Source organism: Salinimonas lutimaris, from assembly GCF_005222225.1.
GTDB classification, from domain to species: Bacteria; Pseudomonadota; Gammaproteobacteria; order Enterobacterales; family Alteromonadaceae; genus Alteromonas; species Alteromonas lutimaris.
Window position 1 is genome coordinate 2,896,623 of the sequence record NZ_CP036536.1, and the last position, 26,426, is coordinate 2,923,048.

At 48.6% G+C, this 26,426-nt stretch carries 18 protein-coding genes; 12 read left to right on the top strand and 6 right to left on the bottom strand.

From position 1 onward, the window contains the following. Positions 1-68: 68 nt before the first annotated feature. Complete coding sequence (ffh, locus tag EZV72_RS12780; RefSeq protein ID WP_137167595.1) at positions 69-1,478, bottom strand: signal recognition particle protein; 1,410 nt, start codon at positions 1,476-1,478, stop codon at positions 69-71. Between the two features lie 246 nt (positions 1,479-1,724). Here ffh and EZV72_RS12785 point away from each other — a divergent pair, with 246 nt between their 5' ends. Both EZV72_RS12785 and EZV72_RS12790 read left to right on the top strand, forming a co-directional pair. Beyond that, positions 1,725-2,519, top strand: coding sequence for a cytochrome C assembly family protein (locus EZV72_RS12785; protein WP_137167596.1), 795 nt, complete (start codon positions 1,725-1,727; stop codon positions 2,517-2,519). A 116-nt stretch (positions 2,520-2,635) separates the two neighbouring features. Then, positions 2,636-3,928 (top strand): HlyC/CorC family transporter, encoded by a 1,293-nt coding sequence (locus EZV72_RS12790; RefSeq protein ID WP_137167597.1) that lies wholly within the window; start codon positions 2,636-2,638, stop codon positions 3,926-3,928. Here the strand turns inward: EZV72_RS12790 and EZV72_RS12795 are convergent, their stop codons facing one another. Both EZV72_RS12795 and sixA read right to left on the bottom strand, forming a co-directional pair. Beyond that, positions 3,929-4,108 (bottom strand): hypothetical protein, encoded by a 180-nt coding sequence (locus tag EZV72_RS12795; RefSeq protein ID WP_137167598.1) that lies wholly within the window; start codon positions 4,106-4,108, stop codon positions 3,929-3,931. A 169-nt stretch (positions 4,109-4,277) separates the two neighbouring features. Then, positions 4,278-4,787 (bottom strand): phosphohistidine phosphatase SixA, encoded by a 510-nt coding sequence (gene sixA / locus EZV72_RS12800; protein WP_137167599.1) that lies wholly within the window; start codon positions 4,785-4,787, stop codon positions 4,278-4,280. Between the two features lie 187 nt (positions 4,788-4,974). Here sixA and EZV72_RS12805 point away from each other — a divergent pair, with 187 nt between their 5' ends. The 3 genes from EZV72_RS12805 to EZV72_RS18465 all read left to right on the top strand — a co-directional run bounded on the left by EZV72_RS12805 (position 4,975) and on the right by EZV72_RS18465 (position 12,895). After that, the gene (locus EZV72_RS12805) at positions 4,975-7,716 is read left to right on the top strand and encodes an insulinase family protein (protein ID WP_232364416.1); all 2,742 of its coding nucleotides are present in this window, start codon (positions 4,975-4,977) and stop codon (positions 7,714-7,716) included. A 191-nt stretch (positions 7,717-7,907) separates the two neighbouring features. Then, positions 7,908-12,341, top strand: a complete 4,434-nt coding sequence (locus EZV72_RS12810) for an EAL domain-containing protein (RefSeq protein WP_137167600.1) — start codon at positions 7,908-7,910, stop codon at positions 12,339-12,341. 389 nt (positions 12,342-12,730) lie between these two features. Further along, the gene (locus tag EZV72_RS18465) at positions 12,731-12,895 is read left to right on the top strand and encodes a hypothetical protein (protein WP_175405010.1); all 165 of its coding nucleotides are present in this window, start codon (positions 12,731-12,733) and stop codon (positions 12,893-12,895) included. A 37-nt stretch (positions 12,896-12,932) separates the two neighbouring features. Here EZV72_RS18465 and EZV72_RS12815 read toward each other — a convergent pair whose 3' ends face one another. The 3 genes from EZV72_RS12815 to fadI form a co-directional block, all read right to left on the bottom strand. Next, positions 12,933-13,148 (bottom strand): hypothetical protein, encoded by a 216-nt coding sequence (locus tag EZV72_RS12815; RefSeq protein ID WP_137167601.1) that lies wholly within the window; start codon positions 13,146-13,148, stop codon positions 12,933-12,935. A 242-nt stretch (positions 13,149-13,390) separates the two neighbouring features. Next, positions 13,391-15,553 carry a fatty acid oxidation complex subunit alpha FadJ gene (gene fadJ / locus EZV72_RS12820; RefSeq protein WP_137167602.1) on the bottom strand — a complete coding sequence of 721 codons (2,163 nt, stop codon included), beginning with the start codon at positions 15,551-15,553 and terminating at the stop codon, positions 13,391-13,393. Next, positions 15,553-16,863 (bottom strand): acetyl-CoA C-acyltransferase FadI, encoded by a 1,311-nt coding sequence (gene fadI, locus EZV72_RS12825; RefSeq protein WP_137167603.1) that lies wholly within the window; start codon positions 16,861-16,863, stop codon positions 15,553-15,555. Before fadI ends, fadJ begins: the two co-directional genes overlap by 1 nt. A gap of 360 nt (positions 16,864-17,223) precedes the next feature. Between fadI and EZV72_RS12830 the strand changes: the two genes are divergently transcribed. The 7 genes from EZV72_RS12830 to EZV72_RS12860 are packed head-to-tail and all read left to right on the top strand — an operon-like array spanning position 17,224 to position 26,286. Then, the gene (locus tag EZV72_RS12830) at positions 17,224-18,180 is read left to right on the top strand and encodes an AAA family ATPase (protein ID WP_137167604.1); all 957 of its coding nucleotides are present in this window, start codon (positions 17,224-17,226) and stop codon (positions 18,178-18,180) included. 3 nt (positions 18,181-18,183) lie between these two features. Next, positions 18,184-19,134, top strand: a complete 951-nt coding sequence (locus EZV72_RS12835) for a DUF58 domain-containing protein (RefSeq protein WP_137167605.1) — start codon at positions 18,184-18,186, stop codon at positions 19,132-19,134. Next, positions 19,131-19,658, top strand: a complete 528-nt coding sequence (locus tag EZV72_RS12840; protein WP_137167606.1) for a DUF4381 domain-containing protein — start codon at positions 19,131-19,133, stop codon at positions 19,656-19,658. Before EZV72_RS12835 ends, EZV72_RS12840 begins: the two co-directional genes overlap by 4 nt. Further along, entirely contained in the window at positions 19,651-20,664 is a 1,014-nt protein-coding gene (locus EZV72_RS12845) for a vWA domain-containing protein (protein WP_137167607.1), read from the top strand. Before EZV72_RS12840 ends, EZV72_RS12845 begins: the two co-directional genes overlap by 8 nt. Before the next feature lies 1 nt (position 20,665). Beyond that, the gene (locus EZV72_RS12850; RefSeq protein WP_137167608.1) at positions 20,666-22,663 is read left to right on the top strand and encodes a vWA domain-containing protein; all 1,998 of its coding nucleotides are present in this window, start codon (positions 20,666-20,668) and stop codon (positions 22,661-22,663) included. Next, a complete protein-coding gene (locus EZV72_RS12855) occupies positions 22,664-24,373 on the top strand; it encodes a BatD family protein (protein WP_137167609.1) in 1,710 nt (569 codons plus the stop codon). 53 nt (positions 24,374-24,426) lie between these two features. Beyond that, positions 24,427-26,286: a DUF885 domain-containing protein gene (locus EZV72_RS12860; RefSeq protein ID WP_137167610.1), complete on the top strand. Its 1,860-nt coding sequence runs from the start codon at positions 24,427-24,429 to the stop codon at positions 26,284-26,286. Positions 26,287-26,426: the final 140 nt, after the last annotated feature.

The following is a 26,426-nucleotide window of genomic DNA, read 5'->3' on the forward strand; positions in this document are numbered from 1 at the left end:
ACAAAGATTAACAATAGTTAATAAAAAGCCCCACCGAATGGCGGGGCTTTGAAAGTATGTGATTTACACTATTTGCGTGGCGGGAACATACCTCCCATGCCGCCGCCCATACCACCAGGGCCACCCTGACCTCCCGGTGGCATCATGCCTTTCATCTGACGCATCATTTTCTTCATGCCGCCGCCAGACATCTTTTTCATCATCTTCTGCATTTGGGTGAACTGCTTAAGCAAACGATTCACATCCTGAATCTGGGTTCCGGACCCCGCTGCAATACGGCGTTTGCGTGAGCCTTTAATGATTTCCGGCCGCGCTCGCTCTCCCGGTGTCATAGAGTTGATGATGGCTTCCATCTGGTTAAACTGCTTATCGTTTGCCTGATCTTTTATTTTATCAGACATACTGCCCATGCCGGGTAGTTTGTCCAGCATGCCCATCATGCCGCCCATGTTTTTCATCTGCTCAAGCTGATCTTTAAAGTCCTGCAGATCAAACCCTTTGCCTTTCTGAACTTTTTTAGCCAGTTGCTGGGCTTTGTCTTTATCAACCTTGCGCTCAACTTCTTCGATCAGGCTTAATACATCGCCCATCCCCAGAATACGCGAAGCCACTCGCTCAGGGTGGAAGGGTTCCAGAGCATCGACTTTTTCACCCATCCCCAGAAACTTGATTGGCTTGCCGGTAATCTGGCGTACAGACAACGCCGCCCCGCCCCGGGCATCACCATCGGCTTTGGTCAGAATCACGCCAGTCAGCGGCAACGCATCATTAAATGCCTTCGCGGTGTTAGCCGCATCCTGACCGGTCATGGCATCGACCACAAACAGGGTTTCTACCGGCTTCACCGCAGCGTGCAGCGCCTGAATTTCTTCCATCATGTCAGTATCGACATGCAACCGTCCGGCGGTATCGACCAGCAGTACATCGTAAAACTGCTTTTTCGCCGCATCGATGGCATCATTGACAATATCAACCGGCTTTTGCAGTACAGTGGATGGGTGAAAGCCCACATTCACTTCATTAGCCAGAGTTTCCAGCTGTTTAATCGCCGCCGGGCGATAAATATCCGCACTGACCACCATGACTTTTTTCTTTTCACGTTCGGTCAGGTATTTTGCCAGTTTCCCCACACTGGTGGTTTTACCGGCCCCCTGCAAGCCGGCCATCAGCACCACAGCCGGCGGCTGAGTTGCCAGGTTCAGCTTTTCATTGGCTTCCCCCATGACCGCTTCAAGTTCTGACTGAACAATTTTGATAAAGACCTGGCCAGGTTTCAGGCTTTTTGTAACTTCTGTACCAACTGCCCGGGCTTTGACCTGAGCGACAAAATCTTTAACAACCGGCAGCGCAACATCGGCCTCCAGCAGCGCCATGCGCACTTCGCGCAGGGTGTCTTTGATATTGTCTTCGGTTAGGCGCCCGCGACCACTTACATTTTTCAGCGTCTGGCCGAGGCGCTCTGATAAATTCTCAAACATACAAAGGAATCTTCTGTCTCTTAGATTAATACTGCACAGTATAACGAAAATCGTGCAGCGAACGTACCACCAGATGGACCTGATTTACCAGTAATTGGTGACAAACCTGGCAAAATCCATGACTGAGGTTGAATTTCCCCCTCAGTTGCAGTATCAATACCGGCAATTGTGTTATCGTAACAGGGTAATACAAATCATAAAAATTGCCTGTTACCCGGAATCAGGCTGATGTTATTAGGAACGTGGATGACCTCGCTTTTGGCTGTACCAGCCGTCGGCTTATATTTTCTTGCTGCCACATTAATGATGCGGCGTTTTTTACACCCTCAGCAAGGGGTTAGCCAATCGCTGCCACTGATTATTGCCGCCCTGGCTGCGCTGGCTCATATTGGCTTTCTGACCAACGCCATTGTGCTGGCACCGGGTCAGAATATGAGCATTACCAATGTGCTGTCACTGGTATCCTGGTTAATTACCTGTGCCATGCTGGTCTCAGCCAGCGTATTGCCCAACCTGATGCTACTGCCGGTAGTTTTTGCTTTTTCAGCCCTGACGGTGCTGGCCTCCTGGCTGATTCCAGTAGCTCACATTATGCACATTGAACTGCATCCGGGTCTGGTTGTGCATATCACCTTATCATTATTTGCCTACGGTACGCTGGTGATTGCTTTTTTGTATGCTTTGCAGATGTCATACATTACCTATCGGCTCAAACAAAAAGGTTCAGCCTTACTGCACTCTTCACTGCCGCCGCTAATGATGGTGGAAGGCATGATGTTCCGGTTGCTCCAGTTAGGCACCGGGCTGTTAATTATCGCCCAGCTTAGTGGTTTTGTTTTTCTGGAAAATATGTTCAGCCGGATGTACGCCCACAAAACCGTGCTCTCACTGATGGCCCTGGCGCTTTACCTGTTTATTCTGGCCGGCGAAAAATTACGTGGCTGGCAGGCCCGCCAGGTGATCGTGCTGAACATCATCGGCGTGCTATTATTAACACTTGCCTATTTTGGCAGCCGCTTTGTCAGGGAAGTTCTGCTGTAGCATACTAACCGACTCAGATTTGGCCGGATACGGCGTGAACCGGCCATAATTAACCCTTGCAACGCCATGAACGAATTACTACATTGAACAGTCACCAAGGTACAGGAAACCAATAGTTGGAAGACATATCTACCGCCACGCTATCCATTATACTGGGCGTGCTCATTTTATTTTCTGCGTATTTCTCCAGTTCTGAAACTGGCATGATGTCAATCAACCGCTACCGGCTGAAACACCTTCAAAAAGAGGGCAACAAGTCGGCCAAGCGGGTACAGCGTTTACTCGATCGACCCGACCGCCTGATTGGTCTGATTCTGATCGGCAACAACCTGGTGAATATTGCAGCCTCATCCATTGCCACTATCATCTGTACCCGTCTATTCGGGGATTACTGGGGCTTTTTTGCCACCACCTTTGGCCTGACCCTGGTTCTGCTGATTTTTGCCGAAGTCACGCCCAAGACCCTGGCTGCGCTGTACCCGGAAAAAATTGCGTTCCCCAGTTCGTTAATTCTGTTGCCGCTACTCACCGTGATGTACCCGTTTGTGGCGCTGATCAACAGTATCACTAACAGTATTTTGTATCTGCTTCGTATTAACCCTACCAATGGCAGCGATGATAGCCTTAGCCGGGAGGAGTTGCGGACCGTAGTGTATGAAGCCGGCGCTATGATCCCCAAAAAGCACCAGGATATGCTGGTCAGCATTTTGGATCTGGAAAGCGTAACAGCAGAAGATATTATGGTGCCCAGAGCTGAAATTTTTGCCATCGACATCAACGATGACTGGAAAAAAATTCAGAGACAACTGACCAGTTCACAGCATACCCGGGTACTGCTGTACCGTGACAGCGTGGACGATGCAGTTGGGTTTGTGCACGTACGTGATGCCTTGCGCCTGTTGTCCAAGGATCAGTTTACCAAAAGCAGTCTGCTGCGAGCGGTACGTGAAATTTACTACACCCCAGAATCTACACCGCTGCATACCCTGATGTATAAATTCCAGACCGAAAAAGAGCGTATTGCGCTGGTGGTCGACGAATACGGCGATATTATGGGGCTGGTGACGCTGGAAGATATTCTGGAAGAGATTATCGGAGACTTCACCACCAGTATGGTGCCGGATCACAGTAAAGAAGCCCACTTGCAACAGGACGGCAGCGTGCTGGTAGATGGCAGTGCCAATATTCGTGATTTGAATAAAGAGATGGACTGGAACCTGCCTATTGAGGGACCTAAAACACTCAACGGCCTGTTACTTGAGTATCTTGAAGAGATTCCAGAGCACAAGGTTAGCGTGCGACTGGCAGGTTATCCGATTGAAATTGTTGATATTTCTGAAAATATGATTAAAACCGTGCGGATCATGCCTGAATTCTTTCAGGCCGAACGGGAAGCGTCCGCCGAATAATCAGCGCTTTTTATCGCTGCGGCGGGCCATGACCTGAGCTTTTGCCGCAGCCACCTTACCTGATAACGTATTGAGTTTGCCTAATAACTCTTTAAGCTCATCATCATCGCGTAGGTCCGCTTCAGCCATATGACTTTCCAGCGATTGCCTGAGAATGTCAGGAATGGATTTTGTTGTCATCTCACCAGTACTCATCACGATCGACCAACCGGACGTTGTTCGACACCATTTATCTAACCTTATATATCGGTCAGACAGTGATGTTCTTAAGTGAAAAGCGGCAAAAAGGAAAAATACATTCAGGGAGGGGAATTGAATTGTACAGATTTAATAGTAGCCGGGACGCTGGCTAGCGCCCCTGATAATGCTCCAGCAGCGTGCCTTTATGGTTATCTAATGAATAGTCGATAACTGCCACCGAACCGGTAGCAAACAAGGGGGTGAGCTGGTTCTGGCACAGTTCATCCATCAGATAACTGACAAACGGCATATGGCTGACCAGCAGCACACTTTTAATGGGCCGCGGCTTATTTCTGGAATGGCCGAGCAGCGCATCAACGTAATCATGAGCCAGATGAATATCGCCATCTGGCACAATGTCGTCGCACACTTCCACATCACCGAACTTGTGGGACTGCGTCATCATGTCAAATGTCTGACGGGTTCGCTGATATGGCGAAACCAATGCCATATCAATCGATCCTTCCCGGCTGTATTTGTGTAGCCATGTGGAAGAGGCAATGGCTTGCGACCGACCGAACTCAGTCAGTTTTCGCGACTTATCATCCCGTCTCGCGGCCTCTGCCTCTCCGTGGCGCATGACAAATAATAAAATAGAATCGCTGTTTTGACCTGACATAACATTACTAATAATATGAGATACTGCTAACTAAACGATAGCAGAACAAGGATTTATAGCCCAGTGATAATATAGAAATATCAGGCGACTCATACTAATGTTTAATCAAGGGAATTTGTGGATGTGTCGATTCCTATTAAAAATGCAGTAAAGCCGTATCCGGTCGTTCACTAACTATGAGAGCATTTTGACTACATTAAATTTTTTCGACGCCACATACCTGACCCTTCCCAATGGCCTGAAGGTCATGCTTTGCCCCACTGAGGGGACAACCAGCTTTGTTTCTATGTCGGTGAAAGCCGGTCATTTTTATGATCCTGAAAATTGTCAGGGGCTGGCTCATTTACTTGAGCATGCCTTATTTCTTGGCAGTCAGCACCTGCCCAAGCCCAATAGCATCAACGATTTGGTAGAACGGCACGGCGGTGCGATTAACGCCTGGACCGCCGCCGAGTACGCCAATTATCATTTTCAGTGCCCGGGAGAGGCTTTATCTACCCTGCTACCTGCCTTTGCTGACATGCTCCGGCGGCCTTTGCTTAATAAACAGGCACTGGTAAAGGAAATTCAGTCGATTGATGCTGAGTTTCATTTTAAGCGCAAAGATGATCTGCGCCGCTTGTATCAGATTCACAAAGAAACCTGTAATCCAGCGCATCCGTTTGCCAAATTTTCGGTAGGTAACGCCCAGATATTTAACGCGATTGGCGATGAAGCGCTGCGTGGCATGCTGGCCGGCTTTCATCAGCAATATTACTGCGCGGCGAATATGACCATGTGTATTTTTACCGCTAACCCGATTGATGATGTCAGACAACTGGTTGAAAAAGGGTTTGGTAGTGTTGAGCAAGGGCAGCAGGCAACAGCCGACTGGCCCGCCATGTACCTTGATGAACAAAAAGGCGTACAGATTAATATTGTGCCCTTACAGTCTGCCCGCCGGATGATTGTGACCTTCCCTTTGCCCGGATTGCATAATGATTACCGGGTCAAGCCACTGAATTATTTCAGTCACCTGCTTGGCGATGAGGGAGAAGGCTCCTTACTGGCGTTTTTGAAAGCACATAACTGGGTGACTAACCTGATTGCCGGCAGTGGTATAGAGGGTGACGATTACAAAGACTTCAATATTAGTTTTCAGCTGACCCGCGAGGGTCTGAATCACCGTGAGCATATTCTGTATGCTCTGTTTGCCTATTTAAAGTTGCTGGAACAATCCCTGGAAGAGCCCTGGCGGTATCATGAAAAGTCCCGGTTGAATGACCTGGCTTTTCAGTTTGAAGAAACCCCTAAGCTGCTGCCTCTGGCTTGTGAATATGCACAACATCTGTTTCTGTATGATTTTGATGAAATTCCGTTTTTGCGCGTCAGCGATAACGGTTTTGATAAAGCTGTTTTGCAAGCATCGCTGGCCCATTTTTCGGCGCACGCTATCCGGGTAAAAACTATCGCGCCCGGACTTCCGGTTGACCGTCAATGCAAGCATTACGACGCACATTATAGCATCACCCCGTTTGATACCGAGTTTCTTGATTCTGTTGCACAAGCCGAGCCTATTGAAGGCATGTTTTTACCGCCTCCCAATCCTTATCTTGGTAGTGAGTATGAACTAACCATGCAGGTTCCGGCTTACAGTAAACCGCAAAACCTGATCGCTAAAGCCGGGCTCAATTGCTGGTTTGCTCAGGATCATGACTTTGCCAGCCCCAAAGGGGATATTTATTTTTCATTTGATACCCGGGGCTTTACTGACTCACTGCCTGCGGTCGGGGCAAAACGTATATGGCTGGCGTGTCTGAACGATGAGCTACAGGCAAAATATTACCGGGCCGAGATTGCCGGGCTGCACTATCGCCTGTACGGACATCAGGCTGGTTTTAGCCTGCATACCCGCGGCTTTACCAACCAGCAAATGTTGCTGGCAACCCAGCTGTTTGAAGCCATTCAGACTATCAGGCCGTCGCAAGAGCAGTTTGAAATGCGTAAAGCGATGCAACTACAGAACCTGCAGAATGCCTTACTGAATAAACCCACCAACCGGCTGTTTTCCCGCCTCAGTGTGCTGATACAGCGTAATACCCAGGCGCCTGTCGACCTGATAAAGGCGGTTGAACAGTGCACCTACGAGGATATGCTGACCTATGCCGATGCTGCACTGGCAGAATTTTATCTGGAAACCTTGATGCATGGTAACTGGTCGCCACAAGAAGCAACAGCATTTGCCCGGCAGATTGAACAACAGGCTCCAAATGCAGTGTCCTCCCCGCTAAGTCGGCAGGTGTCTTTATTACCGACCGGTAAAACTCTGGTGCATCAGGTGCCCAGTGAGCATGAAGACGCCGCTGTGGTGCTTTACCTTCAGGCGCCTTCTAACAGTGATCACGACACGATTATGTGCATGGTGCTCGAACAGATGCTATCGGCCCCGTTTTTTAATGCGTTACGCACTCAAAAACAATTAGGCTATGTAGTGGGCACAGGCTATGTGCCGCATAACCAGCACCCGGGTATGTCATTTTACGTGCAAAGCCCCACACATTCGCCGGAACAGTTGCTGGATGAAATCACCCGGTTTTTGTTTGAACAGCTAAAAGACATCGACTTTTATCAGGTTTACTGGAACAACATTCGTCAGAACTTGTTAAAGCAACTTGAAGACAAAGATTTATCTCTATCCATGAAATCCCAGCGTCTGTGGATCAGTCTGGGTACCGAGGATTATCATTTTGACCGTAATCTGCGATTGGCCGCGATGATTGAAAACCTCGAGTTCGACCAAATCAGCGCCTATGCCGATAAGCTTGCTAACCGTGAACTGTTCGGTGAGCTGGTTTTATTTGCCCAGGGTAAATTTGATGACGCCACGTTCCCCTCAGGGCTACGCGTAGACGACATCACCGCATTTAAAGAGCTTACCCCCGGGCACTGAGTGTAAGTACAAACTTACTGTTAAGTGTCCGTTGCCACCTTGTTTAAATTTTGTTCTGCACTTTATTATGCAGGTAAAAATACCTTGTTAAGCGGATACTTATTAGGCATATTGGTACTCAGGTATGACAAGATTCTACCGATATAATTAACTAATAATGATAAGGCTTAACAAGCCACAAAGGTGTATTGGTGCGCTCAACCATTGTTCGCTTTTTTTTATTTGTATTGTTTGTATGCAGTAGCGCTTTCTCCGGCATTAGTCAGGCAGTCTCTATTACAGACATTCATTTTAAGGAATTAACCCTTCAGGACGGCTTATCGGATCTGACGATTCTGGATATTGCCGAAGACAAAGACGGGTATATCTGGATAGCCACATTAAGCGGGCTAAACCGCTATTCCGGTTACGACATCAAACAGTACACCCCCTCCCACGACTCCGAGCATTCTTTGCCGAGTGATATTATTAATGGCCTAGCTACAGATGCAGCTGGTAATTTATGGATTGCTACAAGCGAAGGACTCGTACGATATCGCTACGAGACAGATGATTTTGAAGTATCTCCAAATATTGATATGAAAGTTTTGGCTGTTACTCGAGACACTCAAGGTAATATCCTAGCTGCCTCACCCAAAAATATAATTCGTATTGATGTTAGCACTAGTAAAATCATAGAAAAGCTAAGGCTCCCAGACGAAATTTTGGAAACTTCCACAATTAATGAGGAAGGCGAAAAACTATATATTGGCTCGAAGAACCAAGGCCTGTACATCATAAACACTTTAAACCAATCAATAAAAAAAATCCTCCCTGACCACAGTATAAAAAAAATAGACTTTATCAATTCAGAACCTTGGGTCTCAACAGATAAAGGTTCGTATGTTATTACAAAGGATGTAATTGATATATTTAAAGATTATGAAATTAAGCCAAGAACTTTCTTTTCAACTCACTTTATAGATACCGTATTAGTTGGCACTAGCCAAGGTTTGGCATTAATCGATGCAAAAAACAAAGCTGTAATCTCGTTTGACGCTGACAAGTCTAACTTATCTGGAATAAAAGAAGACTTCCTTCTTTCTAGTTTATTGGACTCTACAGGGAAACTTTGGATAGGAAGCTATCAGGGCCTTTTTTTATTTAACAGTTCAGACAAACATTTTAACCTATATAAGAATCAAGAAGAGTTCAGCGAAAATAAAAATGGAACAACAATATGGGGCATTGATGAAGATAAAAATGGGGACATTTGGATTGCCACACAGTCTAATGGCTTAGGATTATTTGACAAAAGTAAAAATAAAACAGATTACTTTTTGCAAGACGAAGAATTTACTATTTGGGATTTAGCAATTGATAAAAACCAAAACTTCTGGCTTGCCACTTCATCTGGAGTAAAAGCTTACAGCCAAGTTTCTTCAGGGCTCAAATTCGAGACAAGCATACTCGATAATTTTTTCATAGATAGCTTTTTAAAAAATGATGATAAGATTTGGATTGTTAATAATCAAAAATCCGAGATATGTGAAATCAGGATTCTTGCTCTGAAAAGAAATTTTAGTAAAGAAAGCCTTGTGCATTGTCATCATCAACCAGAGTTAAGTAAAGGATATTACAAACCGGTCTACCTTTCTGAAAACAAACTTTGGATTTCAAGTAAGGAAAGAGTACTAATTTACAATACGCTAGAAAATAAATTTTCTCTTGAATATTCAGTAAATGACAAACTTCCTTTATCAAATATATCAAAAGTCTACAAATGGAGAGGATCGATTTGGGTTGTTAGTCTAGACAATAAAATAACTCATATAAACGGAAGCACTTTTCAGATTAAAGAACAAAAAGAGATAGCGGGAAATATCACCTCATCTCTTGCTGCTGAAGGGTTTGAAAATACTTTATGGATTGCTACCACTAAGGAAATTTATGCTTTCGATCTGATTGACTTTGAAGTCAAGAAGACACTTCCTGGAATTTTACTGGAAAATAATAACTTTAATGAAGGGGCATCTCTACATACTAAAAACCATAGCTTGATCTTCGGTGGGAATTTGGGGTTTAACGTTATCACTCGTGACTATGTTGAGTCTTTAAAAGATGATACAAAAAAAACTGCTACTCCTGTAATAAATTCTATGAAAATATTCGGAAACAACGATAAAGATCAGGTGTTTCCTAAAGAAAAGATTCTGAGAAAAGGGGCTTCAATCACACTTAATCATTTTGAGTCACGGTTTAGCTTTTCATTTCTCCTCGTAAATCCATCTACTCCTGATTTAACGGAGTATCGATATAAACTTGTTGGCTATGACTCAAACTGGCTCCTATCTGATATCAACAGAGTTGCTCAATTTAATAACATTAGTTTTGGTAATTATGAGTTTGAGGTACAAGCAAGAGAGTCTGGTAAGCTATGGTCTGACCCAGCAATATTGAAGATTACAATAGAACGCCCCCCCTGGCTTCAAACTCCCGCACTAGTTTTGTATGCCGTTATTGCCAGTTGTATCATGCTGTTTATTCTGCGCCAGTATCAAGTGCGCAAACAAAATCAGCTGGCCATTAAAGAGTCTGAGGAGCGGCTGAAACTGACTCTGTGGAGCAGTGGCGACGAATTATGGGACTGGGATGTGTACCGCGGCCAGGTTTTTCGCTCCAACACCTGGGGCACGCTGGATTTTCCACAGGATAATATTCGCACTACCAGCGCGTATGATGCCAACATCCATCCTAATGACCTGTTGCGGGTGCAACAGTCGCTTAAAGCTCATCTTGAAGGTCAGTCTGAGTTTTATGAACAGGCCTACCGGGCTAAAACATTTAGCAACCGGTGGATTTGGGTTCTGGATCGCGGCAAGGTGGTTTCCAGGGACCATAACGGTCAGCCAGTGCGAATGACCGGTACCCTGAAGGATATCCATCATCTGAAAGAAGCCGAAGAACAGCTCAACCTGTTTAAACGCTCGATTGAGAACATCTCTGAAGGGGTGTTCATTACTAACACGAACTTCAAATTTATTTCTGTTAATAATGCTTATTGCCGTTATACCGGCGAAACCCGCGAGCAGGCACTGGCCAGCTACCTGTTTTTCCATCAGTATCCAGAACCTTTCACTGAGGAGATTAAGAAAACCCTTAAAGTTAAAGGTAACTGGTTTGGCGAGGTGGAGTCTGTCAGGGTCAATGGAGACAAGTTTGAAATTGAGCTTAATATCGATGCTGTGCATGATGATGACGGAAAAATCAGTCATTTTGTAGGCGTATTTTCTGATATCACGTCCCGCAAGAGCACTGAAAAAGAATTGCTTAAGCTGGCCAATACCGACCCGCTGACAGACCTCCCTAACCGATCGTTTTTTCAGGCCAGTCATGCCAATCTGGTGCGCCGCGGCGAGAGTCATGCCCTGCTCTGCCTGGACATGGATAACTTTAAAAAGATTAATGATTCCCTGGGCCATCAAACTGGCGACGTACTGATAAAACAAATTGCCAAGCGTATACAGCGAATGACCGGAAAAACGGCCACCTGCTATAGACTGGGTGGCGACGAGTTCAGTGTGTTGCTGGAGGATAAATCTGATATCCACCTGATTACCCACTTTGCTCAGGGACTGCTGGATATTCTGGCCCGGCCATTTATCATCAACAAACAGGAATTTGTGCTGGGCGCCAGTATTGGAATCGCTTTTTACCCTGACGATGGTACAACGCCCCAGGAAATGCTGAAAAATGCCGACACTGCCATGTATTTTGCCAAGAACAACGGTGGCAACAGCTACAAATTTTTCAGTGGTGAGATGAACCAGAATGCGGTGCGCCAGCTGCAGATTGAAAACCTGATCAGACAAGGTATTAAAGATGATTTGTTCAGTGTCTATTATCAGCCCAAGGTAGATATTAACTCCGGTCGCCTGGTTAGTATGGAAGCGCTGGTACGCTTTGAGCATCCCAGTAAGGGCATTGTCAGCCCGGGGCAGTTTATTCCCCTGGCGGAGCAGACCGGTCAAATCATTGAAATTGGCGAACAGGTGCTGCGTAAAGCCCTTATTGATACCAAGCGCTGGGTCAGCCAGGGAATATTCAGTGGCCGGGTCGCCGTAAACCTGTCAGCCAAACAGTTTGAACTGTCAGATCTTGATGATCGCATTACCAAAATTCTGACCGAAGTCGGCCTGTCACCGCTCCACCTGGAGTGCGAACTGACAGAAGGCACGCTGATGGAAAATCCTGAAGAAGGCCTGAGAATGATGGAACGGTTGAGAGAAAAAGGCATTCACCTGGCGCTGGATGACTTTGGGACCGGCTATTCTTCACTGGCCTACCTAAAGCGCTTCCCGCTCAACACGCTTAAAATCGATAAAGCATTTATTGATGATATTGCCAAAAGCAATGTAGACCGGCACATGGCCGCGGCGATTATCCAGATTGCCCATAACCTGGGCTTAAAGGTGGTTGCTGAAGGAGTGGAAGAAGAAGAGCAGCTGGCGATTTTACGTCGTTATGACTGTGAAATGTTGCAGGGTTACCTGTATAGCCGCCCGCTAAGTGCAGACCGTTTTGAGCAGCTGTTACTTGAAAACCAGAAGCTGCATCAGCTGATTAACAAGCACAGCTCGCACTAACCTTAATTTTCTATCATTTAGACTCGCACCTTCCTACTTATATTCCGGTGTCGGCATCAGTTTGCCGGCACAGCGGCATAGTCTGGTCAGACGGCCATTGCCGTATCCGTAGCAGATTCAGGCGTTAACAGTAAAAAAGCATGTCAAAAAACCATCACTACAACTAAAGTCTATTTTTTGACGCTCCCCCATCGTAAAGCTCAGTAAAAAATCACACTAAAACGTCATTTTTTTGACTAAACCCGTTCAAAAAGCCCAAAAATAATAGTAAAAAAGTTGGCACGAGTATCGCTATATATTAAGAGTAACCGGCCAGCATGTCCTGACGGTTTGTTAGTTCAAATAATAATATCCAAACAACGATACTTTTCATAAAAAAGGAATAACACATGTTAAAAGCATACGCAGTTGCACTAGTATTATCGACCAGCACGCCTGTAACAGCCGATACTCAGGAAAGCGCCCGTCCGTTGGAAAAGCCAGTGGCTCAAACTACTCAGGAATTGCAAGGCAAAAAGCCTGGGACTTGTGAATGTGGTATCATCACATATTAAGATTTTGGCTCAAGGGGATAGATATCCCTTTGAGCTCTTAAGCCTGCATCCAGACATTATTATATCCGCTATCCCGCTTCATCAGGATATACCGATGCATAGTAAACAATGGGATTAGCATAGGCCCCATTACTGCCCCGGCTAACGCCCAGTTAACCCGCTTCATACCAGCCTTGGTTGCCTCTACATAGAAATACGCACTAAAAAAAACTGCCAGAACTACCAGTCCAAAAGGCCACAAGCCTGCTAACATCGGATTACCTCTCTGATTGAAACGAAACATTATTGTACAGATATTGAACACAATTTTCAGCTAAAACACTGTTTTTTGCCATCTATACACAGCGAATTAAGACTAAGCTATTCAACTATATAAAGTTTTAGTTGGCCAGATATCAAACAAAGCAAGGCTGATATTGCACCTTTAATGTTAAAATTTTGTTTCAGGCATTAAAAAACCCGGCCTTTGCCGGGTTTTTGCTATAAAGCCTTTATTTAGTAAAAGGTTTTGTTTTCTTCAGCCATATTGACCAGATAATCACAAGGCGTGAACTTATCTCCTGATTTGGCAGCGTAATGTCTTAGTTTTTCGACTACCTTGGCTGACCCTAAGGTGTCCATATAGCGGAATGGCCCACCCAGGAAAGGCGGGAAGCCAATACCAAAGATCGCTCCAATGTCCCCATCACGTGGGTTTCGGATAACACCTTCTTCCAGGCAACGCGCAGCTTCGTTCAGCATCATCAGCACACAACGCTCGGCCACTTCCTTTTCACTCTTGGTTGAAGAAGGCGTAACATTAAGCAGGCTATAGATGCTTTCATCCACTTCCTTACCTGGCTTTTTCCCCTCATACAGGTAGAAGCCCTTCTTGTTTTTCTTGCCTTTGCGATCATCAGCCAGCACTTTGTCAAAGGCTTCTGGTGCGGTGAAGCGCTCACCAAATGCATCAACCAGAATAGGAATGATTTTAGTCCCAACATCAATCCCCACTTCGTCAAGTAGCTTAACCGGGCCAACCGGGAAGCCAAACTTGACCAGAGATTTATCAATATGATCTACCGGTTCACCGGCCAGCAGCAAATTAGCGGCTTCATTCATGTACGGTGCCAGAATCCGGTTGACATAAAAACCCGCGCCATCTTTCACTACAATTGGTGTTTTACCCTGTCTGCGGGCAAACTCCACGGTAGTGGAGATGGTTTCGTCTGACGTTTTATCATGCGCAATAATTTCAGCCAGCGGCATTTTGTCAACCGGTGAGAAATAATGCAGACCTACTACATTGTCAGGACGGCTGGCTTTTTCAGCAATCTGACCAATCGGAATAGATGAAGTATTAGAAGCAAAAATAGTATTTTCTTTACAGTTTGCCTCAATATCCGTCACCATAGACTGTTTCAGGCCGACATCTTCAAACACCGCCTCAATCACGATATCAGTATCTGCAAATCCGTTGTAATCCAGCGAGCCGGTTAATAATGACAATTGCTTTTGCATCTGCGATTTCATCAGATGACGCTTTTTCACTTTCGCATTAAGCAGGTCATAAGAATACTTCATCGCATTGGCAATACCTTCCGGGCGAATATCTTTAATCCGCACCGGCACGCCCGCTTTTGTCGCCGACACAAAGGCAATGCCTCCGCCCATCAGGCCGCCACCTAACACGCCAGACTTAAGCACTTTGCGCGGCTCAACGCCTTCAACACCATGTTCTTTTTTCATTTCTGTGGTAGCAAAGAAAATCTGGCGTAACTGGAAGGACTCCGGCGTCATAACTAACTCACCAAACGCTTTTGCTTCTGCCCGCAGGCCAGCTGCCATTCCCTCGTTCATGCCGGTTTCAATCACATCAATGATTTTGCCCGGTGCCGGATAGTTGCCCTTGGTTTTGCTGAACGTCTGCTCTCTGGCTTTTTTAAACATCACCGAGCGGCCCATGCCATTTTGCTCAAGCAATTTAGCCATCATGCCTTTTTGCGGCGCAGCACGTTCTGGCTTACGCTTTAACGCAAACTGCTCTGCCACATCCACCAGCACGCTTAATGGCACAACCTCATCCACAATGCCATATTTTTTGGCTTGCTTGGCTCGTGCCGGCGCCCCGGTCAGGATCATCTTCATTGCCTGCTGCACACCTATCAACCGTGGCAAACGCTGCGTACCGCCGCTGCCGGGTAACAGGCCTAGCTGCACTTCAGGTAAGCCCAGCTGGGTCGCCGAGTCATCTGTACACACGCGATAGTGACACGCCAGCGCAAGCTCCAGACCACCACCCAAGGCAGGGCCATGAATAGCTGCAACAAACGTAGCCCGCATTTTTTCGATCCGGTCAAATACCTCCTGACCTCCCGCGGCAATTTTCTGGGCATCTTCGGCTGTTTTGCAGGCTGCCAGCATGCTGATATCAGCGCCGGCAATAAATGATTTTTTCTTGCCACTGACGACCACCACTCCTTTGATGCTTTTATCTGCATCAATCTCATCTAGCATGGCGTTTACCTGTTCGGTAAAGGCTGCTTTCAGGGTATTCATGGACTCACCGGGTACATCAATAGTCAGTACGGCCACGCCATTATCTTTTTTATGTAAACTGAACGCACTTTGTGCGGCGATGGTCTCTTCAGTATTCACTTGTTTGGTTTCCTGACTCATTACTCTGTCTCCACGATCATTGCTGCACCCAGGCCACCTGCTGCACAGGCAGTTAGCAGACCGGTACCACCTCCACGACGCTGCAGTTCATTCAGCATTTGCGTAATCATTCGTGTCCCGGTGGCGGCAAAGGGGTGTCCATAGGCAATCGAGCTCCCCATCACGTTAAATTTGTCCATATCGATTTCACCGGTCGCTTTATCGCGGCCCAGCTTTTCTTTGGCAAATTTATCGCTGGCAAACATTTTCACGTTAGCCAGTGTCTGGGCGGCAAACGCCTCGTGCATCTCAATCAGGGTTAAATCGTTTAATGTCATACCAGCGCGATCCAGCGCGATAGGTGTGGCATACGACGGCCCCATCAGCATGTCTTCCCATACATCAATGGCCGAAAACGCATAACTGCGGATATAGCCTAAAGGCGTGTAGCCCAGCTCTTTAGCCCGGCTCTCCGTCATCATTAACACCGCTGATGCCCCGTCTGTCAGGGGCGTGGCGTTGGCGGCAGTAACTGAGCCATACTTGCGATCAAAGACCGGACGCAGTTTGGCATAGCCTTCCAGGGTAGAATCAAAACGGACATTATTATCCCGGCCCAGCGCGCCTTTAAAAGGCTCGGCGTAAGCGGTCATCACTTCATTATCCAGCTTTCCGGCTTCCCAACTCTGGGCAGCAAAAGAATGGGAACGGTGTGCCAGCTTGTCTTGTTCCTGTCTGGAAATACTATGGGTTTTGGCCATCTGCTCGGCAGTATCGCCCATCGACAAACCTGTCGAATACTCAGCCACAGCCGGCGGTACCGGCATTAAATCTTTAAAGCTCAGCTTTTTGAATAAGTTGAATTTCTGCCCCATGGTTTTGGCTTTTTGCAAGTCAACCAGTGTGCGGGCCAGATTTTTAGACACCCCGATAGGCGACACCGATGTTGAGTCTGCACCACCGGCAATGCCTACCTGAATAGTGCCAGCCATCATACTTTCAGCAATGTTTACCGCTGACTGAAAACTGGTGGCACAGGCGCGCGATACGCTGTAAGCGTCTGTATGCACATTCATGCCGGTACCCAGCACAATTTCGCGGGCGATGTTAGGCGCTTCTGGCATCTGAACAACCTGCCCATAGACAACCTGATCAACCAACTCTGGTGCTACACCATTACGGATGAGCAGTTCATTCACCACCATCTTGCCCAAATCCACAGCCGGAACGCCATGAAAATAAGTTGCCATCTTTGCAAACGGAGTGCGCAAACCGGAAACAATCGCAATACGATCGCCCGAGCGCGTTGTAACTTCTTGTTTCTTAGCCATAATGTACCTGAATCGTTCGCCACTCACACAAGTGGTCTGACCTGTATTTAATCCGATTTTACAGACTATCAACGAAATAGCAAATGCTGCCTTACATCGGCGTTAATAGAGCCAGTCTGATGCTTCGCCGTTTCTTCCTCGTAGTAATCCTGCTAATGTCACAGGATAATAATGCAGTACGCGCTGACAGTCTCAGCATACCGCATGCACAATCATAGACCAGAACAAAAACGAATTTACGTCAACAACTTGAAGATTTATGTTGGAACCATATATGAAGTTTTGTGTCTGTATTGAAGGCACGTTTTGTGATGTGCACTGTGCACGTCATACCGGTTTGTATTAGGAATAGATAACATCATGGCAGCAGAGCAGTTTCAGCAACTTTTCGCTTACCTGAACTCGCAGATTATTGGCCAGAGCCAGCTTACCCGCAGTCTTCTTGTCGCCTTACTGGCCGACGGACATTTATTAGTTGAAGGACCGCCGGGGTTAGCTAAAACCCGCGCTATCAATGCACTGGCTAATGGTATCGACGGTAATTTTCACCGGGTCCAGTTTACGCCGGATCTGTTGCCGGCCGACCTGACCGGTACGGATATTTACCGCCCCGAAACCGGTGAATTTGTTTTTCAGCAAGGGCCGCTGTTCCACAATCTGGTACTGGCAGACGAGATTAACCGGGCGCCGGCTAAAGTACAGTCAGCGTTACTGGAAGCGATGGCTGAGCGGCAGATAACCGTGGGTAACAAAACCTACACCCTTCCCCCGCTGTTTCTGGTCATGGCCACACAAAACCCGCTGGAACAGGAAGGCACCTACCCGCTACCTGAAGCCCAGCTGGATCGCTTTTTGATGCATGTGGAAATTGATTATCCGGGCGCAGATACCGAGCTGGATATCCTGCGCCTGACCCGGGGCGAAGATCTCGATAGCGCAGCGGCTAAACCAGTGCGCCTGACTCAGGCAGATATTTTCACCGCGCGCAAACAGGCATTGTCGCTGCATATGGCACCTGAGCTGGAGCAGTATCTGGTGCAGCTGATCATGGCAACCCGAACACCGGCAGTCGTTGATGCAGACCTTGCGCAATGGATTGAAATGGGTGTCAGCCCGCGGGCCACCATTGCTCTGGACCGTTGTGCTCGGGCTCATGCGTGGCTGGCAGGCCGCGACTTTGTCGGCCCTGATGACATTCAGGCCGTTGTCCACAATGTATTACGGCATCGCCTGATTCTGTCGTATCAGGCGGAAGCTCAGGGTATTACCGCTAATCAGGTACTGGATCGCATTGTTCAGAAGGTGGCTGTTCCCTAGCTCATGAAAAACCATCAACAGTGGCTGCAGCAGTTGCAGTCAGACGGCGTTAATCTGGATATGACAGAGTTGTTGCGGTATCGGCAGTTAACGCAACTGATTAACCTTAAACCTGGCAAGCAGCTTCATGCGGCGATGTCTGGCATGTATCTTAGCAAGCATAAGGGACGCGGGATGGAGTTTGACGAGGCTCGTCACTACCAGCCCGGGGATGATATTCGTGCAATTGATTGGCGGGTGACAGCCCGGACCGGGAAAACCCACACCAAAATTTATCGTGAAGAACGAGAGCGGCCGGTATTCGTACTATGCGATCTCTCCCGGCCAATGCGATTTGGTACTCAGCTGCTGCTAAAAAGTGTGCAGGCTGCACACCTTACCTCACTCATTAGCTGGGCTGCGGTACAGCGCGGCGATAAAACCGGCGCACTGATTTTTTCAGATACCCTGCATCGTGAGTGCAAACCTCAGTCTCGCAAACAATCGGTGTTATCTATCTGCCACCAGCTGATTCAGATAAGCCAGACGCAAAGCTCTGCCACCCCGTCTGCCCAGGCATTTGAAGACAGTTGTGCCCGTGCCCGCCGACTGGCTCGCCCGGGTAGCCTGGTTTATGTTATTTCAGATTTTAGCCAGCTATCAGCTACAGCGTGTCAGCACCTGACTACGTTAAGTCGTCATTGCGAGGTTAAAGCACTGATGATTACTGACCCGTTGGAACAGGCCCTGCCTGATGTTCCGAATCAGCGCCGGGTTCAGGTGACTGATGGCATCCACCGGCAAAGCTGGTTACTGGGTAGTCAGCAACAACAGATGCAATATCAGCATTTTCGTGAGCAGCAGTCACAGCACATTAAAAACGCGCTACAACTGGCCGGTATATCGTTACAACTCATCAGTGCCGGACAGGCGTTGGATGAACAGCTAAATTCACAGGGTTTTCGCAGCCAATGAACGAACAAGAACAACAAATGCTGGCGCAATTAAAAGATATCCATCCGCCGTCTGAAGTAGCGGTCTGGCCGCTGGCGTGGGGTTGGTGGGTACTGATCATTCTGGCCGCCGTCTGTATTATTAGCGCCGTCGTCTGGTGGCGTCGTCAGCGACGCTTCAATGCAGCCCGCCGTCAGGCTCAGCAAGCGGTGCGGGAGATCAGCGTAAGTCATAATGACTGGCCCAGTCAGATTAATCAGATTCTCAAGCGCACCGCTATGGCTTATTTTCCGGCCGAAACAATGTCAGGCCTGTATGGCCAGCGCTGGACTCAGTTTATGATTAGCCAGCTCAGAAGCGGCCCTAAATCTGCGGTGGCCAGCCGGCTTGGACAACTACAGGATATGCTTTATCAGCCAGCCAAACCGGACCCAGGAAGTTTTGACACCTGCCAGAAAGCCGCGCTGGACTGGTTAAGCAAAGCCAATTTCCGCCAGGTGGCCGACGCAGCCGCTCAGTCTGACACCGGAGCCCGGCATGGTTGAGTTTGTCTGGTGGTGGGCTTTTTTTCTGCTTCCCTTGCCATTATTAGTGTGGCTGTTGCCGGGTAAGGCGCAGCAACAGGATGCGGCATTACATGTGCCAGCAGTGCTACCCGGCCAAACAGAACACAGCACAGTAGCCGCCCGGTCGGTTACCCTGCCGGTGCTACTGAGCCTCATCTGGCTTTTACTGATCACCGCTGCCGCCAGACCACAGTGGCTTGGCGAGCCGGTCAGCGTTCCTAATGAAGGGCGGGAAATGATGCTGGCGGTGGATTTGTCCGGCAGTATGAAAATCGATGATATGACCCTAAATGGTGATCGGGTCAATCGACTGACCATGACAAAATCCGTGCTGCACGATTTTATCAAACGCCGGTTATCAGATCGTCTGGGGCTGATTCTATTTGCCGATACCGCCTATTTGCAGGCGCCGCTGACTTTCGACCGGCAAACTGTGGCGCAATTACTGGATGAGGCCGTGATTGGTCTGGTGGGCGAACAAACCGCGATTGGCGATGCTATCGGACTTGCCGTAAAGCGCTTCGATGACAAGAAAAAAACCAACAAAGTGGTTATTTTGCTGACTGACGGTCAAAACACGGCAGGAAATATTACGCCGGCTCAGGCAAAGGAATTGGCTGTGGAAAATGACGTTACTGTTTACACTATTGGTGTGGGCGCCGACTCTATGGTGGTGCAGAGTTTCTTTGGCAGCCGGCAGGTCAATCCTTCTCAGGAGCTGGACGAGGACATGCTGACCGATATTGCCAATTCAACTGGTGGTAAGTATTTTCGCGCCAGGGATGTCAGTGAACTGGAACAGATTTACAGCCGGCTGGATGAACTGGAGCCGATTGAGGCAGATGGTCAGAAATTACGCCCGCTGACAGCCCTGTTTTTCTACCCGCTGGCAGCAGCCCTGATCGTAAGCTTTCTTCTGGTGGCTGTGGCTATTATAAAACCGCGCCTGAGCCTGAATTCTGTTACAGCAGGAGCACAGCACTAGCATGAGCGATATTCTGCAACACTTTCATTTTATTCGCCCTTACTGGTTGCTGGCCCTGCTTCCCGCCATACTGATGTTTGCCGGCTTTAAATACTGGCGTAAACAACAGTCAGGCTGGCAGGGTGTGATTGCACCGCATCTTTATCAGCATATGGTTGCCGGTAAACAGCAGCAAAGCGGTTCCTGGCTTCCCGGATTGCTGTTGATTTGCTGGGTTCTGGCCACGCTGGCACTGGCAGGGCCAACCTGGCAACGCTTGCCCCAACCGGTTTATCAGGTTCAGGCCGGACATGTGGTGGTTATGGATATGTCCCTATCCATGCGCAGTACGGATGTGGCACCGGATCGTCTGACCCGGGCCAAATATAAAGCCATGGATTTAGTGAAAGCCATTGGTGACGGAGAAACCGGTCTGGTCGCCTACGCAGGTGACGCCTTTACCATCAGCCCGCTAACCGCAGACTATCGTAACCTGTCTGCACTGATCCCCAGCCTGAGCCCAGAAATCATGCCAGTGGCCGGCAGCGATCCGCTGGCGGGGTTTCTCAGTGCCAGTGATCTGCTCCAGAATGCCGGCTATAAACAGGGGGATATTTACTGGGTCACTGATGGTGTGGAGTTATCCCAGATGGGTGAGCTGCAAGCCTTCTTGCAGGACTCCCCTTATACCCTGCATATTCTGGGTATAGGTACCCGCGACGGAGCGCCAATTAAGCAAGCCAACGGAGAATTACTCAAAGACAGCCGCGGCCAGATTGTGGTTCCAAAGATGCGCGCAGCTCAGCTTAAAACTCTGGCCCGCAGCGGTGGAGGAAAGTATATCGGTTTGGCTAGCAATGATAGTGATATCAAAGCGCTGGCCCGCGCCTCACAGGCAGCCAAACAACAGGATGCCAAACAGACTGACAACGTGATGGGCGGCGACAAATGGCAGGAGGCCGGTCCTTACCTGCTATTGCTGTGCCTGCCCCTGGTCCTGCCCTTTTTCCGGCGTGGTATCTTTGCTGTGTTGCTGCTCTTCGCAAGCATCCCGATGTTATCGCCTCCTGTCCATGCGCAGCAGCAAGAGGTGACAGCCAAGCCCCTCAGCTGGCTGGATACCACGTTTAAAAATGCTGATCAGCAAGGCCGGAAGCTCTACCGCAAGCAGCAATTCGATGCGGCAGTCCAAACCTTTGAGGATACTCAATGGCGGGCATCGGCTGCATATCAGGCGGGTGACTACGACACGGCTGCCGCGTTATTTGCACAACAACATGGCCCGCAGGCGAAGTACAATGAAGGTAATGCGCTGACCCGGCTGGGCCGCTATGAGGATGCACTGCAAGCTTACAATGATGTTCTGGCCAGCGAGCCTGACCATGCTGATGCAAAAGCCAATAAAGCGCTGATTGAGAAACTGCTGGAGCAACAACAACAGCAACAGCAACAGCAACAGCAACAGCAACAGCAACAGCAGAGCCAGTCTGGTGACAATTCATCATCGCCGCAAGACCATTCTGCCTCTGATAACGCGGATTCTTCCAGCCAGCAAAAAAGTCAGGATAATACCGCACAGCAGAATTCTGATGATGCTCAACGCTCAGCGTCACAACAACCATCCGGACAACAGAACAGTGACTCTGCGCAACAGGATAATCGCAATGAGACTGACTCATCCGGTAAGCAACCGTCAGCCCGTGCTCAGCAAGATAACCAAACACAGCAGAACGCATCAGCACAGGACAGCACCACGGACTCATCATCTCAGAATGAGCAAAGTGCAGCGGCCAGGGCACAACAAGCCGAAGAGAAAGATGCTCAGGCCAGCGAACAGGCTGATACTGCGGGTGTCAGTGAACACCCGCTGACAGAAGAAGAAAAAGAAAATATGCAGCGTCTGGAAAACCTGAAACGCCGGATTCCTGATGATCCTGCATTTTTACTTAAACGCAAAATGCAACTGGAGGCACAACAACGTCAGCATCGACGCCCGCCGTCCAACCAGAGTGAGTGGTAAATGAAAAAGGTATGGTTAATTCTGTTTGGTTTAGTTGTCAGCCTGCATCTTCAGGCGCAGGTAAACAGTGTCGTTGCCGGGATTGATAAAAATCCGGTGATGGTTGATGAAGCTATTCGGTTATCGGTCACAGCCACTGGCGATGCTGACCGTGACGCCTTTGACAGCTCGCCGCTGCTAAATGATTTTGTGGTAGGCCGCACCTCTATCAGTAATCGCACCAGTATTGTTAATGGTAGCCGCACGGACTCGGTAACCTGGACCACGGTGTTATTTCCTCGCGATAAAGGGACATTCACCATACCCTCATTTTCAATTGGCGGTCAGCAGACGCAGCCCATTCAGGTGAAGGTCATTCCGGTCCAGCAGGCTGGTGAAGATCAGCAGCAAGAGGCCCGGGATTATTACGTCACCACCTCTGCCGACAGCACCGAGGTATATCTTCATCAGCAAATCCGCTACACCGTCAAACTGTATTTGGCTTCAGATATTGAACGAGGCACATTACAGGCCCCGGAAATGGAGCAAGCGCAAATTTCACAGTTGGGCGATGACAAGCGTTCTACAGAGATTGTTAATGGTCGCCGCTATACCGTGATTGAAAGAAACTTTGCGGTCGTTCCCCAGCGCTCCGGTGAATATCGTTTAAGAGGACCGGTATTTACCGGCGAGGTGATGGCGCCAAACACCCGCCAGAGTTTTGGTTTTTTCAACCGTACTCAAACCATTAACCGGCTGGGCCCGGATATTACCATCACGGTTAAACCCGAACCGGCCGATATTGATTATCACTGGCTGCCTAGTGAGTATGTGGATATCAACGAAGAATGGCCGCAAAATGCAACCTTTAAAGTGGGCGAGCCGGTTACCCGTACTATCACACTGACCGCCACAGGCGTGGTGGAAGAACAACTACCCGAGTTTCCGAAAAACTATCCACCGGGTTTTAAAACCTACCCTGATCAGGCCAAAACCGCCACGGTCGACAAAAACAACACCCTGATTGCCCAGCGGGTAGAATCCACCGCAGTGATCCCAACCAAACCGGGCTTATTTGTGCTGCCTGACATCACGATTCCGTGGTTTAACGTAAGCACCGGTCAGACTGAATATGCCAAACTGCCGGCCCGCCAGATTGAGGTAAAACCCGATACCGCCGCCAGCGCTGCACCAGCGCCACCGCCCTCTACAGCCGGCACCTCAGATAACACGGCGGTCGCCCCGACCACAGAACAGCCTGCGACAGAAAGTCCGGCGGTACCATCGTCGCCGTGGCTGATGATACTCAGTGCGTTAGTACTGTTGCTTGTGGTTTTGTTGATAGTGGTGATTGCGTACTACCGTCGTAAGCTGGGTCAGCTCCCTCAGTCTACTGCTACCGGGGTGTCCGGCACGCCGGGTGAATCGACCGAGCAGCAGTATTATCAGCAATTACAACAGGCTCTGTCCGGCGGCTCGGTCAATCAGATCCAGCGGGCGCTGTCCCAGTGGCTTAACAGCATCAGTCCGGTCACTACCGGCCGGCCGGCTGACTGGTCCCTGACGGCCTCCCTGCAGCCACATCTGGATAATATGCTGGCATCCTGTTATGGCAATGGGCATACTAAATGGGATAAAGACGCCATGGCACAGGCTATAGCGTCGGTCCGACAGCAGTGGCTACAACTGCAGAAATCAAAACAACAGGCGCTGCCTCCCTTGTATTCCTGATCCCCTGAGGCGCTGGTTTATAATGGTGAACTTGCAGCGCACAGGGAGACAGAATGAAACAATCCAGCTTTCGCCTGGGCGCTATTGCGCTGGCAGTGAGCGGGCTACTGGCCTGCTCACCGGCAAAAAAACCAGCAGAACCGGTTAATGGTGGTGAAACCGAAACCACCAAAGAAATTGCCGCGCAACCAGAATCAGAACGTCTGGCCGCTTTTTTTGAGCGCACGTTTGAAGAAGATCTCAAACGTTCGCCTACTTTCCAGTCTTATCTTGGCTATAAGTGGGATTATGATAAGTGGGACAATGTCAGCGAAGAATTTATCGAACAGTCTACCGCGATTGCCAAAAATCGTCTTGAAGAGCTGGATACCTTTGATGAAAGCAAGCTGGATGATCAGGAAAAACTCAGCCTGAAACTGTACCGCTACAAACTTGAGCGCGCTATCGAGAACGATAAATTCCGTCATCATACCTATATCGTTAACCAGTTTTATGGCCCGCACACCAGTGTGCCCAGCTTGCTGATTAACATGCACACCATCAATAACAAAGAAGACGCCAAGGCTTATATCAGCCGACTGGATAATGTCGACACCTACTTCAGTCAGATAATCGACCAGCTTGATCTGCGCCAGAAAGCCGGCGTGTTTCCTCCAGCCTGGTCATACGATCAGATGATTGAAGCAGCCAACAATGTGATTTCAGGCGCACCGTTTGATACCAGCGAAGAAAATTCCACGCTTTGGGAAGATTTTAATACCAAAGTACGTGCCCTGGAGATAACTGACACCGAGAAGCAAGGTTTGCTTGAAGAAGCAAAAGCAGCCCTGCTGACCTCAGTAAAACCAGCCTACACCGATTTGATTGCTAAGTTTGAACAACAGCGAGAGTTGACCCCGGAAGGCGATGGCGTCTGGCGTTTACCTAATGGCGATGAGTGGTACAAAAACCGTCTGGCCTGGTACACCACCACTGACCTGAGCGCCGATGAGGTGCACAAAATTGGCCTGGATAATGTGGCTCGCATTCATCGCCAGATGAAAGAAATTATGCAACAGGTGGAATTTGACGGCTCGTTGCAGGAATTTTTTGCCTTTATGCGCGACGACGAACAGTTTTATTATCCCAGCGATAAAGCCGGCCGTGAGCGCTATTTAAAAGAAGCCAAGGCTATTATAGACACGATGCGTGACGCCCTGCCTGAGTATTTCGGACTAGTCCCAAAAGCCGACATTGTGGTTAAACGGGTAGAAGCTTTTCGTGAAAAATCGGCCGGTAAGGCGTTTTATCAAAACCCCTCTAAAGATGGTTCCCGTCCCGGTATTTACTATGCCAACCTTTACGATATGAAGGCCATGCCAACCTATCAGATGGAAGCACTGGCTTACCATGAGGGGATCCCTGGTCACCATATGCAACGTGCTATTGCCACCGAGCTTGAAGGCGTTCCTGAATTCCAGAAATACATCAGTGCAACGGCTTATACCGAGGGCTGGGGATTGTATAGTGAAGAGTTGGCCAAAGATATGGGATTTTATGAAGATCCCTACTCTGACTTTGGCCGACTGGCGATGGAACTGTGGCGGGCATGCCGACTGGTTGTAGACACCGGCCTGCATGCCAAGCAATGGAGCCGGGAGGAAGCCGTGGAGTATCTGGTGGAAAACACACCTAATCCACAGTATGACGCGCAAAAGGCTATAGAGCGTTATATTGCCCTGCCCGGCCAGGCTACCGCATACATGATTGGTAAGCTGAAAATTATGGAATTACGTGACAAAGCACAGCAAAAACTGGGCGATAAGTTCAACTTTGCCGGATTCCACGATGAAATTCTCAAAGACGGGCCGGTTCCCCTGGCTGTGCTTGAGCAGAAAATCGACCGCTGGATAGCGCAGACCGCAGCACAGTAACGCTTTATCCCCACGACAACCAGGCCGGCACAGCGCCGGCCTGTTCAAAACATCCCCTCCTGAACCCCTGTCTGCGTTATAGTCCCTGACAACAGTCAAAAATACGCTATATTTTGCAGTGACCTTTTGTTTGTTTATCA

Bases quoted from the DNA above. Each gene is read 5' to 3' on its own strand.
- EZV72_RS12785 (WP_137167596.1), top strand. From the start codon at position 1,725: ATGACCTCGCTTTTGGCTGTACCAGCCGTCGGCTTATATTTTCTTGCT.
- EZV72_RS18465 (WP_175405010.1), top strand. From the start codon at position 12,731: ATGTTAAAAGCATACGCAGTTGCACTAGTATTATCGACCAGCACGCCT.
- fadI (WP_137167603.1), bottom strand. From the start codon at position 16,863: ATGGCTAAGAAACAAGAAGTTACAACGCGCTCGGGCGATCGTATTGCG.
- EZV72_RS12840 (WP_137167606.1), top strand. From the start codon at position 19,131: ATGAACGAACAAGAACAACAAATGCTGGCGCAATTAAAAGATATCCAT.
- EZV72_RS12830 (WP_137167604.1), top strand. From the start codon at position 17,224: ATGGCAGCAGAGCAGTTTCAGCAACTTTTCGCTTACCTGAACTCGCAG.
- EZV72_RS12860 (WP_137167610.1), top strand. From the start codon at position 24,427: ATGAAACAATCCAGCTTTCGCCTGGGCGCTATTGCGCTGGCAGTGAGC.
- EZV72_RS12845 (WP_137167607.1), top strand. From the start codon at position 19,651: ATGGTTGAGTTTGTCTGGTGGTGGGCTTTTTTTCTGCTTCCCTTGCCA.
- sixA (WP_137167599.1), bottom strand. From the start codon at position 4,787: ATGTCAGGTCAAAACAGCGATTCTATTTTATTATTTGTCATGCGCCAC.
- EZV72_RS12850 (WP_137167608.1), top strand. From the start codon at position 20,666: ATGAGCGATATTCTGCAACACTTTCATTTTATTCGCCCTTACTGGTTG.
- EZV72_RS12815 (WP_137167601.1), bottom strand. From the start codon at position 13,148: ATGTTAGCAGGCTTGTGGCCTTTTGGACTGGTAGTTCTGGCAGTTTTT.
- EZV72_RS12835 (WP_137167605.1), top strand. From the start codon at position 18,184: ATGAAAAACCATCAACAGTGGCTGCAGCAGTTGCAGTCAGACGGCGTT.
- EZV72_RS12855 (WP_137167609.1), top strand. From the start codon at position 22,664: ATGAAAAAGGTATGGTTAATTCTGTTTGGTTTAGTTGTCAGCCTGCAT.
- fadJ (WP_137167602.1), bottom strand. From the start codon at position 15,553: ATGAGTCAGGAAACCAAACAAGTGAATACTGAAGAGACCATCGCCGCA.
- ffh (WP_137167595.1), bottom strand. From the start codon at position 1,478: ATGTTTGAGAATTTATCAGAGCGCCTCGGCCAGACGCTGAAAAATGTA.
- EZV72_RS12795 (WP_137167598.1), bottom strand. From the start codon at position 4,108: ATGACAACAAAATCCATTCCTGACATTCTCAGGCAATCGCTGGAAAGT.